13 protein-coding genes and 1 pseudogene are annotated in these 14,240 nt (G+C 63.7%); 12 read left to right on the plus strand and 2 right to left on the minus strand.

Annotated elements, in window-relative coordinates; all coding sequences use genetic code 11:
• The 12 genes and pseudogenes from VF662_RS11670 to VF662_RS11725 form a co-directional block, all read left to right on the plus strand.
• Window positions 1–313 (plus strand): annotated as a pseudogene (locus VF662_RS11670) (hypothetical protein); the annotation flags it as partial.
• Window positions 314–1,062: 749 nt separating this feature from the next.
• Window positions 1,063–1,935, plus strand: coding sequence for an alpha/beta fold hydrolase (locus VF662_RS11675; RefSeq protein ID WP_464141305.1), 873 nt, complete (start codon window positions 1,063–1,065; stop codon window positions 1,933–1,935).
• 24 nt (window positions 1,936–1,959) lie between these two features.
• Entirely contained in the window at window positions 1,960–2,403 is a 444-nt protein-coding gene (locus tag VF662_RS11680; protein ID WP_464141307.1) for a DUF6130 family protein, read from the plus strand.
• 4 nt (window positions 2,404–2,407) lie between these two features.
• Window positions 2,408–3,229, plus strand: a complete 822-nt coding sequence (locus VF662_RS11685; RefSeq protein WP_464141309.1) for an alpha/beta fold hydrolase — start codon at window positions 2,408–2,410, stop codon at window positions 3,227–3,229.
• Between the two features lie 140 nt (window positions 3,230–3,369).
• On the plus strand, window positions 3,370–4,065 hold the full coding sequence (locus tag VF662_RS11690; RefSeq protein WP_464141311.1) for a dienelactone hydrolase family protein: 696 nt from the start codon (window positions 3,370–3,372) through the stop codon (window positions 4,063–4,065).
• A gap of 95 nt (window positions 4,066–4,160) precedes the next feature.
• Complete coding sequence (locus VF662_RS11695; protein WP_464141313.1) at window positions 4,161–7,253, plus strand: TonB-dependent receptor domain-containing protein; 3,093 nt, start codon at window positions 4,161–4,163, stop codon at window positions 7,251–7,253.
• On the plus strand, window positions 7,150–7,869 hold the full coding sequence (locus tag VF662_RS11700; protein WP_464141315.1) for an RNA polymerase sigma factor: 720 nt from the start codon (window positions 7,150–7,152) through the stop codon (window positions 7,867–7,869). The genes VF662_RS11695 and VF662_RS11700 overlap by 104 nt, the downstream gene beginning before the upstream one ends.
• Window positions 7,866–8,912 carry a FecR family protein gene (locus VF662_RS11705; RefSeq protein ID WP_464141317.1) on the plus strand — a complete coding sequence of 349 codons (1,047 nt, stop codon included), beginning with the start codon at window positions 7,866–7,868 and terminating at the stop codon, window positions 8,910–8,912. Before VF662_RS11700 ends, VF662_RS11705 begins: the two co-directional genes overlap by 4 nt.
• A gap of 168 nt (window positions 8,913–9,080) precedes the next feature.
• Complete coding sequence (locus VF662_RS11710; protein WP_464141321.1) at window positions 9,081–9,848, plus strand: winged helix-turn-helix domain-containing protein; 768 nt, start codon at window positions 9,081–9,083, stop codon at window positions 9,846–9,848.
• A gap of 241 nt (window positions 9,849–10,089) precedes the next feature.
• Complete coding sequence (locus tag VF662_RS11715) at window positions 10,090–10,845, plus strand: SDR family NAD(P)-dependent oxidoreductase (RefSeq protein ID WP_464141324.1); 756 nt, start codon at window positions 10,090–10,092, stop codon at window positions 10,843–10,845.
• 123 nt (window positions 10,846–10,968) lie between these two features.
• Window positions 10,969–11,454, plus strand: coding sequence for a cytochrome P460 family protein (locus VF662_RS11720; RefSeq protein ID WP_464141326.1), 486 nt, complete (start codon window positions 10,969–10,971; stop codon window positions 11,452–11,454).
• A gap of 139 nt (window positions 11,455–11,593) precedes the next feature.
• Window positions 11,594–12,382: an alpha/beta fold hydrolase gene (locus tag VF662_RS11725; RefSeq protein ID WP_464141328.1), complete on the plus strand. Its 789-nt coding sequence runs from the start codon at window positions 11,594–11,596 to the stop codon at window positions 12,380–12,382.
• A gap of 115 nt (window positions 12,383–12,497) precedes the next feature.
• Here the strand turns inward: VF662_RS11725 and VF662_RS11730 are convergent, their stop codons facing one another.
• Both VF662_RS11730 and VF662_RS11735 read right to left on the minus strand, forming a co-directional pair.
• Window positions 12,498–12,872 (minus strand): DUF202 domain-containing protein, encoded by a 375-nt coding sequence (locus VF662_RS11730; RefSeq protein ID WP_464141331.1) that lies wholly within the window; start codon window positions 12,870–12,872, stop codon window positions 12,498–12,500.
• 94 nt (window positions 12,873–12,966) lie between these two features.
• Window positions 12,967–14,240, minus strand: a 1,274-nt coding sequence (locus VF662_RS11735; RefSeq protein ID WP_464141333.1) for a TonB-dependent receptor, incomplete at its 5' end; no start/stop codon positions are given.

Consider the following 14,240-nt stretch of genomic DNA (forward strand, 5'->3'; position numbering starts at 1 on the left):
GTCTTTGCAGCCACGTGCGGCGGCGGCGGCGACAACGCTGAACCGGGGCGGAAAGACGGCCTCGCAGTTTGTTGCCGCACAACCAACGGCATCCTTCGATAACGAATGGGGTCAGTCGATGATCGATGGCGCGCTTTTCACACGCCTAGTCTACCGCGGCGTCTACGGCTGCGCGCGGTTGCTGCACCTAATCTGGCGACCGTCTGGAAGGCTTTCAACGCTGCTCCTGATCAGGATCTATTTCGGGAGCGATCGCAGAACGTGCCGCGGCATGGCCGCCGAGGGCACTCGGCGGGTGCGGATCGGTAGTTGAGACGGGGCCGTCGGGGCTCGCTGCGCCCTGGTCGCCAATATGGATGATGGGGCCGGGCCGCCCTTCGTGCTCGGGCTTATCCGGAGAATTTTCGTCAGGTCCGTTCATGATGATCCTCCGATAACTCGTTAATCCTGGAGACAAGCCGCTTCTAGTTGCCCGCGCAGGGCTCGAGTGCGCTCATGCCAATCCTGGAAGCGAACTTAGCGCTGTGACCAGAAGCGTGCTGACGACCAAGGCTGCAAAACAGGTCATGGTCGTTCGGAAAGCGTCTGAGGTCATGGCGTTCGTCCGTCTGAGGAAGCACTCCTTGCCGTCTTAGCCCGTTGGTCTCGCAGCTCTCAGCAAGTTGCTGTGAGGACCTGAGAGGCTTTGTTCCGCCAGCCTCCCCCGACCGGGGGCAGATCGGTCGACTACCCTCGCTTCCTGGCCCTCACATGCGGCCGGCGGCGTCTGTTGCTCGCGATGCCCGTGGCCGTACACTGCTAAGCGATCGCAACTCTTTCCCGAACCCCTCCGGGCGGCGATGCCCCCTCCCGCTGAGCTTACACTCCCTCACGGTTTCTCCTGGCATCTTCCTACCGGCCTCGGTTCCGGCCGCTCATAAACCTTCGCGACCGGCCGAACGGCGCCGCCAGATCACGGAGGTTCTCATGAATAGGGCTTTGCTCGCACCGCTGGCGACGTCTCGCAGAAGGATGCTAGCCGGTGCAACTGGGATCCTGGCGGCGAGCGCCATCGGGTCCAGCTTGCCGGACCTGGCGCTCGCGGCGCCCTCTCGCGCGTCGCAGGGGCGCGGCGAAGGCACAGTCAAGACGAGGGACGGCGCCCGGATCTTCTACAAGGATTGGGGCACCGGGCCGGTCGTGCTGCTTTCGCACGGATGGCCGCTCAATGCCGACGCCTGGGAGGACCAGCTGTTCTTCCTCGCCTCGAACGGGTGCCGGGTCATCGCCCACGATCGGCGTGGTCACGGTCGATCCACCCAGACCTGGCGCGGCAATACCATCGATAGATATGCGGACGATCTGGCGACGCTGATGGAAGCGCTCGGCCTTCGCGGCGTGACCCTCGTCGGACACTCCACGGGCGGCGGCGAGGTGGCGCGCTTCATCGGACGGCACGGCACGTCGCGGCTCAGCAAGGTCGTGCTCGTATCTGCGATCCCGCCGATACGCCTGCGTACCTCGTCGAACCCCGACGGAGCGCCGATGTCGGCCTTCGACGAGCTGCGCCGGGCAGTCGCCGCCGACCGATCGCAATATTATCGCGAGCTGAGCATTCCATTCTTCGGCATCGATCGGCCGAATGCAAAGGTCTCACAGGGCGTGCGGGATGCCTTCTGGCAGCAATGCATGTCGGCCGGCCTCAAGGCAGCCTATGACGGCATCAAAGCGCAGACGGAAACCGACTTTACGAGCGATCTTCTGCGCTTCGATGTTCCGACCCTGATCATACATGGCGACGAGGACCAGCTCGTTCCGATCGGCAATTCGGCGAAGCTGCAACAGAAACTGATCCGCTCGGCGACACTCCAGGTTTACGAGGGAGCTCAGCACGGCCTGCCGGTCACCCATCGTGACCGCTTCAACGCCGATCTCCTCGCGTTCGTGAGGGCATGAAGGTGATCGGGCAGGAGCGGATCGATGGCAAGTAATTCAGGTTTCTCGAGCGGCAACGGCGGTATCGATTGCCGGAACCGCCCCTCCCCGCTCGTCTCCTTCCCCGACGAGCCGCCGGCTCGCCTGGTGGTCGATCCACCTCTCCCCGGACCGCTCGCCAAGGGGCGCGTCTTCATCGAATACCGGACCGAGAACCTCCGGGTCCTGCCCGTCTTCGGGGAGGCCGCGATGCATGTCTCGCCTCGTGTCGGGCACGTCCATGTGACGGTCGACGACGGGCCATGGCACTTCGTGGACGCAAGCGGCCAAACCATCGTCATCGTGGGCCTTTCCGCGGGTGAGCATCGAGTGCTGGTCGAGCTCGCCGACCCAATTCACGGGGTCATGGACCGCCAGGTCGTGAGCTTCCGGGTCCCTACCGAGGCTTCGGCCCATCTCCCCGAAGACATTTCGCAAAGGAAAGGATGAACCAATGCCGACGGTGAAAGCAAAGGATGGAGCCGAGATCTTCTACAAGGATTGGGGCCAGGGACCCGTCGTGATGTTCTCTCACGGCTGGCCCTTGAGCGCCGATGCGTGGGAGGATCAGCTCTTCACGGTGGCATCGAACGGCTTTCGCGTGATCGCCCACGATCGGCGCGGTCACGGACGCTCCAGTCAAACCTGGAACGGCAATGACATGGACACCTATGCGGACGATCTTGCCGCCATCGTCCGGGCGCTCGACCTTCGGGAGGTCACGCATGTCGGCCACTCCACCGGGGGCGGCGAGGTCACCCGCTACATCGGTCGGCACGGCACCTCGCGCGTCAAGGCAGCAGTCCTCGTCTCGGCCATTCCCCCGACGATGCTCAAGACCGAGCGAAACCCGGGAGGACTGCCCATCGAGGCGTTCGACGCCCTCCGCACGGGTGTCGAGACCGACCGATCCCAATTTTATCGCGACCTAGCCGAGCCCTTCTACGGCGGGAACCGCCCAGGCTCGAAGGTTTCTCAGGGCGTCAAGGACGCCTTCTGGCTGATGTGCATGCAGGTAGGACTGAAGGGGTCGTACGACTGCATCAAGCAGTTCTCGGAAACCGTCTTCTACGACGACCTTGCGCGGTTCGACATCCCTACCTTCATCATCCACGGCGATGACGATCAGATCGTTCCGATCGACGATGCGGGGCGGCTCACGGTCAAGCTCGTCCCCGGCGCCACCCTCACCGTCTACGAGGGCGCTCCGCACGGGTTGATGGTCACTCACCGGGATCGATTCAACGCGGACCTGCTAAGATTTCTGAAGACCTGACGGAAGCCGCGCACCGCTTTCAGGGGCGGCGGTCTTCACCGTCCGCACGGGATCCTGGGAAAGAGCGGGAGGAAGTGCCGTCTGGCCGGTCCTTGGCGCTTGCTCCGGACCGTTCCGCTACCTCGCTTATGGAGAATAAAATGGATGACCACATCTACATTTCGACACCGGACGGCCGTTTCTCAGCCTATCGGGCGCGGCCCCAAGCGGCATCGGCGCCGGCAATCGTGGTGCTTCACGAGCTCTTCGGCGTGAATGCGGACATGCGCCAGACTTGCGATGAACTGGCGGCTCTAGGCTTCATCGCAATATGTCCGGATCTGTTCTGGCGGCAGCAGCCGGACGTCGATCTGGACGTCAGGTCTGAAGCTGACTGGGACAAAGGGCTGGCGCTGTATCAGGCCTATGACTTCGACCTCGGAGTACGCGACATAGACGCCGCCATGAAAGCCGCGGCCGCTATGGAGGGATCGACCGGCAATGTTGGCGTGCTCGGCTATTGCCTCGGCGGCTTGATGACCTTTCTTGCCGCGGCCCGACTTGCCCCGGATGCCGCGGTCGCATTCCATGGCGCGGACACCGAGAAATACCTGGACGAAGCGTCTTCGATAACAGCCCCGATGCTCATGCATCTTGCCGGCAACGACGAATTCATGCCGGAGCCGGCGCGGAACGCGATCCGCGCCGCGCTGGCGAACATGCCCAATGTAGAGGTCTTCACCTACGAGGGCTGCCACCATGCGTTTTCGAGACACAATGGCACCCATTACAATGCGAATGCTGCGGCTCTGGCCAATCAGCGTACGCGGGATTTCTTTCGGGAGAGGCTCCGGTGACCGCTCGTCGGACGCATTCTTCTGCGTTCGGCTGATGTCTGGACGAAACTCCGGAGAGGCTTAGAAGGGAGGGTAGCCAAGGGGGCATCGCCGGCATGTACGATGGCGCTCAAGGCGGACTCAATTGGGTGGCGAGCTTCTGCCTTTGTGCGGCAGGCTTATCCGCTTCCGGCCTCGCGGCTGCACCCGCTCCGGCCAACGTCGCCAACATGTGCAGCCTGCTTTCCCAGCTTGCAGCGCGCGAGCGCGCCGAGATCCTTTACGACGAGCGGCTTTGCAGGAGCCGTAGCGCGGAACCGCCACCACGCGGGCTGGCGCTTGTCCCTGCGCTGACGCGCCTGCTTGCCGGAACAGGTGTCGGCTTTCGCAGAACTGCAGACGGTGCGTTCGTCCTGTTCGCGCTGCCGCAGAACCCTCCTCCCGACACCCGCAGCGAGGCGGTCCCGGAGATCCTCGTCGTCGGCAGGAGAACCCAGAATGCCGACATCCGGCGGACCCGGAACGACATCCAGCCCTACAAAGTGGCGACACGCTCCGACATCGAGACTGCTCATCGCGATAATCTGGACCAGTTCCTGCGCAGCCGCGTGCCAGCCAACGCTGATCCGGCGGCCCCGGCGCAGAATACGTACGCGGAGCCCGGTGCCGTTCGCTCGCAGGTCGATTTTCGAGGCCTGGGCGCGCAGCGCACTCTGGTGCTGGTCGATGGGCGACGAATGCCGAGCGTGCCCACCGTTCAATCGGACTATCTGCAACCCGATCTCAACGGTATTCCCCTGATCGCGATCGAGCGCATCGAGACGCTCACCGGCACGGCCGGGGGTATTTACGGCCCGGGTGCCGTGGGTGGAGTGGTGAACCTCGTCGTTCGCCGAGGCTATCACGGCCTCGAGCTCCGGATCACCCCCTCGATCACAGGGCGCGGCGGCGCCGCGGGCCTGAGACTCGAGGGCATATTCGGCTTCACGCCCGACGGCGGCCGAACCCATGCGATGCTCGTCGCGAGCCGTTCGGTCAGCGACCCTCTCCTGACCGGCCAGCGTGATTACGCCGCGCGGGCGCGCCGGGCTGCATTTTCGAACGCTCCGGCCCTCTACGCCAGCCATGCCTATGCAACGAATTCGGTGGGGGTGGTCAGCACCGGTGGGGATCTGGTCTTCAATGAGGCCAACGGAGGAGGCGCGCTTGGTGCGTCCTTCACACTTCTGCCCCTGGGTTTCGCCGGAACTCCAGGCGAGCGCAATGAGCTGCTGGCGGCGAACGCGGGCAAGGTCGACCTCAGCCTGCCTGAAGATCAGACCGGAACCCGGCGCTATCTGTTGTCGAATGCGAGCGTCACCTCGCTCCTCATGAGCGTCCGCCATCGGTTCGGCAGCAATCTCGAGGCATTTGCGGGTCTCATCTACGCCAACAATCGTGGGCGATTGGAGGCAAACCCCGGCACTTTCCTATCGCCGACCCCGGGCGGCGCGGCATACAATCCGTTCCGCCAACCGATCGCTTTCAGTTTTCCGGAGCCCTATCTGGTCGGAGTCGATCGACGCGAAATCAGGGTCCGCCGCTACACCTTCGGTCTGATCGGCCGGCTCGGACACGGATGGGCTGCCAATGCCGACTATTCGTTCGGCCGCAGCGTCCAAATCGCACGATCGAATGTCTTTCGAGCGTCTCCCGCCTTCGCGAATGCGGTCAGAGGCGGCGCCGTTGGTCCGAACGGACAGCCGATCCTGGACCCGCTCGGCAACTGGGCCGAGTTTCTCACCACGGCCCCGGGCTTTCTTTTCGAACAGAAGGGCTTCGTGCGGCTTGCCGATCATTTTTCGGATGCAGGCCTTCGCCTTGCCGGTCCGTTGGCCCCGCTCCCCGGAGGTCCTCTAAGCCTCACCTTGGCTGCCGAAGAGCGCCGCGAACATGTTCCGGCCGCAACGAGCTTCGCGGAGACCTTCTTTGGCCGATCCAGCGGACAGATCCCGACCCGTACCATCGGAAATCGGTCACTTTACGCAGAGTTCAGAGCGCCTCTTGTCGAGCGCGAGTCCGGACCGAGGCTCCTCCGCGGCCTCGAATTTCAGCTCGCGGGCCGCTACGACGCCAGCCGGACCTTCTTTCCAGTCCAACCTTCGCCCGGCTTCCCCTCGAACGACGATTTGTTGCGCATTCGTCGCCATTCGATCTCATTCACCGCCGGAGCGCGATTGTTTCCGCTCCCGGAGCTGATGCTGCGCGGGAGCATCGCCACAGGCGAGTTGCAGCCGACAATCGCGGAGCTCTCCACCTTCCGCTCCAGCATCGGCGGGGTCGACGCATTCGGAGCTCCGGACCCGAAACGGGGAAACCGCCGCGTGGCCACCGAGGGATCCGTGTTCGTGCTCAGGGGTGGACGCCCTCGCAATCTTCCGGAGCGGGCCCGCACCATTTCGGTCGGTGCGGTTCTCAATCCCTTCTCAAACGGCGGCCCCCGAATAGGGGTCGACTTCTCGCGCATCGAGAGGCGGCGCGACATCGTGCCGTTCGTCCTCAGCGTGCGTTCGATTGTGGCCGACGAAGAAACCTATCCGGGCAGAGTGACTCGTGCGCCGTTGACGGAGGCGGACCGGCTTGCGGGGTTCACCGGCGGCAGAATCACGGAGCTCGACCTCACCTCCAGGAATGAGGGGCGCACCACTGTCGAAACTCTCGATGTCGACCTCGACTGGCAGCTGATGACGCGCGGCGGAAGCACCTTTCGGCTTTTTGGCAGTGCCACCTGGGAGCCCCGCTTCGATTCACGCGCGTCGCCAAGTCGGGCAGCGGTAAGCCGCGTCGGCTATGCCGACGGTCCCCTTGAATGGCGCGGCAATCTCGGCATCGAATGGGTCAATGGCGCAACCACCCTCGACCTCAATGCTCAATATCTAGGGCGGTACCGAGTCACCTACGCAGACCCCGCCAAGGCCAGTCTCAACGCCAATGCTCTCGCTTTCCAAGGCGGGCGATGGATCCCTTCTCAGGTCTATTTGGATCTCGCAGTCGAGCGAAAGCTCCTCCGGAACGGCCGGCGGGCGGGGCTCACCCTCGCACTCGGCATCCAGAACATCTTCGGCCATGTTCCTCCAATCGTCGCTCAGCCCTCCACGGCGGGATACAGTCTCTACGGCGATCCGCGCGGGCGGCGCTTCCAGCTCACCCTCTCGTCACAATTCCGATGAGGGTATCACCCTCTTCTGCGTCTATTTCGGAGTGGACGCCGATCCTTCCCTTGCCAACGCCCCGCGCGTTGCGCCGACGGTTCTAGGACCAGGATTGCCGTCCGGCGGAACCGAGGCTGGATCGCCGCTCGCGCGCGAAGCCGGTCCGCTGCGCCGGTCACTGGCCGGTTTTTTTCGCCGCAGGGTGAATGATCCGGATGAAGTCGAGGATCTTGTCCAGGAGGTGTTCGCGCGCGTTGTGGCGCGCGACAGCACCGAGCCCATCGCGCATCTTGGAAGCTACATCTTCCAGACTGCCGCAAGCGTTTTTGCCGACCGAAACCGTCGCCGCCTCTCCAGGCGCGCTGACGCCCATGTCGCGTTTGACCCGGATCAGCATGGCGGGACCGATTTCGACGCCGTTCGGGTCCTCGCGGGCCGCGAAGCGCTCAGCGCTGCGACGGCGGCTTTGCTGTCGCTCCCAGAGCGAAGCCGGACGGTCTTCGTCCTCCACCGCCTAGAGGGCCGAGGCTATCGCGAAATCGGTGAGCAGCTCGGCATTTCGGTCAGCGCAGTCGAGAAGCATATGGTCCGCGCGGCCCACCATCTCAGTGTGCGATTGAAGGGTAAGTTATGATCCGGGAGATCCTCTCCCTGCCGCGCCTGAGCGCAACGTCGCCCGACGACGCTGCCGCCGTATGGCTGGCGCGGCGGGCACACAATCCTCTTCAGGGCGAAGAGGAAGCTTTTGCACTCTGGCTTGCCGCCGATCCTGCCAATCGCGAGGCGTGGGAACAGGCGGAGGCAGCCTGGCGCTGCTTCGACACCTTAGGCGAGGACGAGCTTCTCGAAGCAATTCGCGAGAAGGCGCGAGAAGCCGGTCCGGAGCCGAGAGACCTCCCCTTTGCCCGAGTGTTCGCGGCGGCCGCAGCGGCAATCCTCCTGATGTTGGCTTCCGCTGCGATATGGCTCCATACTGGAGGCAACCCGCAGTCTCCGCCCAGAATGGCACAGGCCGCTCCCGACCCTCTCGAACGCTTCGGCGCTCCTGATTATGTGACGGCGAAAGGCCAGCAGCGGACGGTTCGGCTCAGCGATGGAAGCCGACTGACGCTGGATACCGCATCCGCCGTCGACATAGCCTTTCAACCGACTAGGCGTGCGCTTACGCTGCTACGAGGGCGAGGCTCCTTCCAGGTCGCGCATGATGTGAGCCGGCCGTTCACGGTTCGCGCCGGAGATATCGAAGTGGTCGCGATCGGGACGCGTTTCGACGTGCGACTAGAGCCGAACCTTGTCCGGGTCACTCTGATCGAGGGTCGGGTGGCCGTGCAAAGCCTCAACGGGCGTGCCGCTCCCGTGACGCTTCGGGCAGGAGAACAGTTGACGGAGCGAAGCGGCGGAGTGACGGTGTCCCGGCCGAACCTGCAGGAAGCGCTGGACTGGCCGGCAGGCCTGGTCACTTTCCGGAACGACACTCTTGCCGCGGCTGCCGCCGAGCTCAATCGTTACTCCTCGACGGCACTCGTGGTGCGCGACCCGCGGGTAGCGCGTCTGCGGGTCACCGGATCGTTCAAAGCGGGGGATCCCGGGCGCTTCGCCCGCACTGTCGAGCAGATCCACCCGGTTCGCAGCCTCCGGCGCGAAGGAGGGGCAGTCGAGCTAGTCTCGTCCCGCTGAGACTCAATGCATCGAAGATTCAGGTGTGGATCGCTGCCTCCGCCACGTCTTAACTGATAGGACCAATCGGACCTTTCGTGAATCGTCGGGGGCTCTCCTCTAGCCGGGCAGCCCAGGAAGTGCGTCGTTCCGAGGGCGCAGGGGAGCGCTCGTTCAAGGGGAGAAATCATGGCCACCGTACCGCTTGCCACCGCCGTTCCAGAATTCCGGGCAGGGTCGGCCGCGCTTTCGGCGCCGGAGTTCGCATCCCCTCCCCTGGCGCACATCGAGCCGGGCCGTGACGAGCAGGAGATTAGGTTCGAAAACTTCGTTCTTTGTCTGAGATCTCGAACGCTTTCGCGCGAGGGAAGGCCCATCGAGATCGGCAGCAGAGCGTTCGAGCTTCTTCATGCCTTGCTGAAGGTTGCCGGTGACGTCGTGTCCAAGGATGATCTCGTTCGCCAGGTGTGGCCGACCACGTTCGTCGACGAAAGCAATCTCAGGTTCCAGATGACTTGCCTCAGAAAGGCCCTGGGCCCCGCACGGACCTTGATCAAGACGATACCGGGGCGCGGATATGTCTTCACCGGCCGCTGCCGTGGGACGAGCGTAGCTCCGCTCAGAAACTCCGGCATGTCGCGGTTACCGTTCGAAGGGGAGCCATTGGAGGCTGAGACTAGTTCTGACTGCGTGCCTCCCGCCTCCGTGGCACGCCTGCTCCTGAACCCGGCCTCCAGGCCTAAGGAGCAGCATTCCACGCCGCACGTCGAGGATGCGACGATCGGCGCCCCCAGCGGTGGGCAGGCTTCAGAATACCGCAGCGTCTCGCTTCTGATCGTCGCGACCTCCTCCGATCATCTTGTTCCGGGTCTGCTCTCATCCGGAGCGGGGCCGGTTCAGGTGGACCTCTCCTACCTGCTCGACTTGCTGAAAGCTGCGGTGGCCGAAGGGCAGTGATCAGCGGAATGTGGCGGCTGACCCAACGCCTCGCGCTTCTTACATGTAGCCTCGAGGTGTAAGCGGAGGAGCTAGGCGGGGCGGCAGGCGGACGACCTCGCCCCCTGAGCTCGAGCGGCGGCACATCTTTTCTAACAGAAGCTTATTTTGGCGGACAGTACGGGTCAGCTAGACTGTTGCGGACCGAATGACCGGCCGCGTCGCGCGACTTCGCCTCCGCCAAGATGAAAGGAACCACCCGATGCCTGATCGTCTGCACGGCAAAATTGCGGTGATCACGGGTGGATCAACCGGCATCGGGCTTGCAACGGCAACGCTCTTCGCTGCCGAGGGCGCTAGGGTTTTCATCACCGGCCGTCGGCAAGACGCGCTCGACCGAGCGGTGGCTGAGATAGGCGGCGACGCCATCGGCATCCAGGCGGATTCCGCGAACCTGGCGGACCTCGATCGGCTTTATGAGCAGGTGAAGTCCGCGGCGGGGAGGATCGACATCCTGTTCGCAAATGCAGGCGGGGGCGGGCTGTTGCCGCTGGGCGACATCACCGAAGAGCAGGTCGACGACACATTCGGGCGCAATGTGAAGGGCGTCATCTTCACCGTTCAGAAGGCCCTCCCTCTGATGGCGAAGGGCGGCTCTATTATTCTGACCGGCTCGACCGCAGGGTCGCGCGGCACCGCCGCGTTTAGCGTCTATTCGGCCTCCAAGGCAGCTGTACGCAACCTCGCGCGCAGCTGGGCGCTCGACCTTCGGGGAACAGGGATCCGGGTCAACGTCGTCAGCCCTGGGCCGGTCCGGACGCCGGGGCTTGTCGGCATCGTCGGAGACGACGTGGCGAGGCAGCAGGATCTCCTGAACGACTTTGCGGCGCTTATCCCGTTGCAGCGGGTCGGCGAAGCCGAGGAGATTGCAAAGGCGGCGCTGTTTCTCGCTTCCGACGATTCCAGCTTCGTCAACGGCTCGGAGCTTTTCGCCGACGGCGGCATCGCGCAGGTCTGACGCCGCTTCCGCGCGCTAGTCAGGCACCGCCGACGTGACTCGACATGGGCCAAATGGCTCGATCTCCGGGAGAGGCGTTCGATCATGGCTTTATTAAACCGGGTCCCTCTCTTCGCTGGAGCCATGCTCCTGACCGGCGCCATCAGCTTTGCGGCCTCGGCGGATCAACAGGACGCCTCCCCCATTTATGGCGTGCGCCTCCCGGCCGACTACAGGCAGTGGCAGGTGATTAGCGTCGCGCACGAAGCCGGCAGCCTCAACGACATCCGGGTGATCCTCGGTAACGATATTGCCGTCGCTGCTTACCGAAACGGACAACGCCCCTTCCCTGACGGTACCGTGCTCGTTCGAGTGGCGTGGAAGCTCGTGCCGTCGCCTCGGAACGACGCGATTTTCGGGCGAGCGCAGTCTTTCGTCGCTGGGGAGCCGACCAACGTCCAGGTCGAGGTCAAGAACTCCAAGCTTTATGGGGCCACGGGCGGCTGGGGGTATGGCCAATTCGAGAGTGGCAAAGCAAATCCCGACGCGGCCCTGATCGGGACCTGCAACGCCTGCCACCGCAAATTGGCCGACGGCGATGACCTCGTCTTCACGCATTACTCCCCCTGACGCTCAGCTTAAAACGGCCGACGCGGTTCATGCCAACTCACAAGGTCTCGCGGGATGTTAGCCCGCTGAGGGAGCACACCGCCTCTGGCCGCGCGCGGCGCAACGGGCGTCGACGAGAGCGGCCCCAGTGGAGGAAGCGATGATCAGACCCGGAACTCTATTACTGGCCGCTGCGGCGGGCCTCGCCTTTGCTTCAGCCGCGGAGGCGCTGCCGACGCGCGAAAAGCCGACCGTGATCCTCGTCCACGGAGCCTTTGCGGACAGTTCCAGCTGGGATCCGGTGGCAACGCGACTGCTCCGCAACGGCTACAAGGTGATTGCCGCCGCCGCGCCGCTAAGGAGCGTGAAGGGAGATGCTGCGTACATCTCGTCGATCGTCGCTGCCCAGCCGGGTCCGGTGGTTCTTGCAGGCCATTCCTACGGCGGCGCGGTGATCTCCGCTGCGACGGCGCCGGCGGGCAAGATCAAGTCGCTGGTCTATGTCGCCGGTTTCGCGCTCGAGGCTGGCGAAAGCGGCCAGAGCATCGCCGACAAATTCCCCGAAGGCACGCTTGGACAGGCGCTCGCGCCCCCTATCCGATTGGACGACGGATCGCAGGATCTTTACATCCTCCCAGCCAAGTTCTGGGGGCAGTTCGCGGCTGACCTTCCGGAGGCGAAGGCTGCCAATATGGCGGTGACCCAGCGTCCGGTGACGCTTGAGGCTCTCAATGAGCCGGCTGTCGCCACTGCCTGGAAGACCACCCCCTCCTGGTTCATCTATGGCTCGCTCGACAAGAACATACCCCGACGTGCCCACGCCTTCATGGCGGATCGTGCGCGTGCGCGAGAGACGATGGAGGTGAAGGGTTCTTCCCATGTCGTGATGCTCTCTCACCCCGCCGAAGTGGCCGCGATGATCGAGCGCGCCGCGAGCGCCCCCGACTGACTTCACAATCGGCGAATGGCGTGGCAGCGGCGCGGTCGGAAGGACGGCGTCGCTGCCAGTGATCGCGTGATGAGCATCAATTCAGCAGCTCACGGTGGTGTTTGGCCACCCGTAACTAATCAATCCACAGGCTGACGATCGCCGCCAAAGCTCCGAGGAACAGAAGTGCATCCATGATTGCGATGAGCAACGGCCGGATTGCGTCACGGCTATCGAGGACCACGCGCGCGGATACGCGGCTCCGGGACGTCCCGGCAATGAAGCACAGCAACCCGAACAGGATGAGCGCAGTCCCTGACACGTGTAGCAGCAGCTTCGGGACCCGGCTCTCCAGCACGGCGTGGAGTCCCACCGCTGCTCCGATCGCCGCCAAGCCCGTTCGAACCCAAGCACTGTACGTCCGCTCGAGCGCAAGAACCGTTCGCTCCGCGGCCAATTCCAGGCTGGTATCGATCGGCGGTCGAAGGTCGTCGGGAGAACGGGATCTCATGTCGCAGTTCTTGCAGGACGTCCGGCCCGCGTCTTTCTTCGAAGCACTGGCTCATCAGTCCGCCGCCCGCATCTACGCGGCCGTGGTCCGCTGCTCAGAAGCTGGTATCGAGCGAAATACTGAAGCGGCGTCTGCGCGGATCTCCATAATAGCTATAGCCAGGCGTAAATTGATTGGCCGTGATTGGTGGACTCGCATCCAGCACATTAGCGATCACGAGCTTCAACTTCATGTTGCGGCCACCACGATCCCCGATCTGAAACCGATGTCCCAATCGCAGGTCCAAGTAGATTTGATCAGGAATATGCTCACCGCCCTGGAATCGGCTCACGTGCGGATTCAAGGGCTGGTTGCCTGGAAAGGCATATTCGGGTGCGTAGCTTCCCACATATTGTGCATCGATGCCGGCGAAGTTTGATCGACTCTGCCAGTCCACGGAAAGGTTGCCGCGCCACTTGACCGGTCCGTCGAAATACCCGGCATATTCCGTCCAGAAGGGAGTGCCGGAAGCGCGGCGGCGCAGGGAGATGAGCCGCGTTGCGCCACCGGAAAGACTGAAGACGCCGGCACCCCGCAGCGGAAACGTCCAGGCGATGTCCACGTCGAGCGCTCGAACGATGGTCTCTCCATCGTTGACGCCGCGCCCATCGACATGAGTCACCACGCCGCCGGTATAGCCGAGCGCCTGATCTTGAGCAGTCAGTGGCAGGCGACGCAGGCGCTCGGGCTCCTTCTCTTCCAGTGCAAGCACCTCGGGGACGCGTGCCAATGCGTTCGCGTCATCGTAGAAGAGGAAGGATAAGACGTACGGCTCACGCGTCTTGTGGATGCGCGAGTAATCGAGCGAGATACGCGGCCCTCTGATGTTGTTGGGATTGACCACGAAGCCCGCAGAAAAGGTGCTTGCCCGCTCGGGTGCTGAGTCCGGCGATCCTCCGTACAGGAAGGTGAAGTTCCGTTCGCTCCCAACGGGACGCCCGCCTCTTTTCGGATCCGCAAGGCTAGGGCTCTGTGAACCGAACGTGCCGGAGGTGGAGCGCAGGTTCTGGATGGACGGCGGGAGTTCGCCGGTGGCGGAACTCACTCGAAGCATAAGCTTCTCATGAGGGAAGAAACGCACCCCCGCTGTGTAAGTCAGGGCAGTGCGCCGCGAGCGCTTGGAAGCCGTATCTCCCGGAAGAAAAGCGCCGAAGCCGCGCGGGTAAAGCGTTCTGGCCGCATCGCCGCGTAGGGCGAGCATCAGCTCGAGCTGCCGCAATATCGGAAGGTGCGTTGCAGCGGCGGTGAGAGGAGCCCGCAGCTCTAAATAGCCGGAGCTCACTACTTGCGATCGCGGCGCGCTTTCCCGCACCTTGGGGAGCTCTGAAG

It is taken from the genome of Allosphingosinicella sp., from assembly GCF_036387215.1.
Lineage (GTDB): Bacteria > Pseudomonadota > Alphaproteobacteria > Sphingomonadales > Sphingomonadaceae > Allosphingosinicella.

Bases quoted from the DNA above. Each gene is read 5' to 3' on its own strand.
- VF662_RS11680 (WP_464141307.1), top strand. From the start codon at position 1,960: ATGGCAAGTAATTCAGGTTTCTCGAGCGGCAACGGCGGTATCGATTGC.
- VF662_RS11690 (WP_464141311.1), top strand. From the start codon at position 3,370: ATGGATGACCACATCTACATTTCGACACCGGACGGCCGTTTCTCAGCC.
- VF662_RS11685 (WP_464141309.1), top strand. From the start codon at position 2,408: ATGCCGACGGTGAAAGCAAAGGATGGAGCCGAGATCTTCTACAAGGAT.
- VF662_RS11730 (WP_464141331.1), bottom strand. From the start codon at position 12,872: ATGAGATCCCGTTCTCCCGACGACCTTCGACCGCCGATCGATACCAGC.
- VF662_RS11710 (WP_464141321.1), top strand. From the start codon at position 9,081: ATGGCCACCGTACCGCTTGCCACCGCCGTTCCAGAATTCCGGGCAGGG.
- VF662_RS11715 (WP_464141324.1), top strand. From the start codon at position 10,090: ATGCCTGATCGTCTGCACGGCAAAATTGCGGTGATCACGGGTGGATCA.
- VF662_RS11695 (WP_464141313.1), top strand. From the start codon at position 4,161: ATGTACGATGGCGCTCAAGGCGGACTCAATTGGGTGGCGAGCTTCTGC.
- VF662_RS11705 (WP_464141317.1), top strand. From the start codon at position 7,866: ATGATCCGGGAGATCCTCTCCCTGCCGCGCCTGAGCGCAACGTCGCCC.
- VF662_RS11725 (WP_464141328.1), top strand. From the start codon at position 11,594: ATGATCAGACCCGGAACTCTATTACTGGCCGCTGCGGCGGGCCTCGCC.
- VF662_RS11720 (WP_464141326.1), top strand. From the start codon at position 10,969: ATGCTCCTGACCGGCGCCATCAGCTTTGCGGCCTCGGCGGATCAACAG.
- VF662_RS11700 (WP_464141315.1), top strand. From the start codon at position 7,150: ATGTTCCTCCAATCGTCGCTCAGCCCTCCACGGCGGGATACAGTCTCT.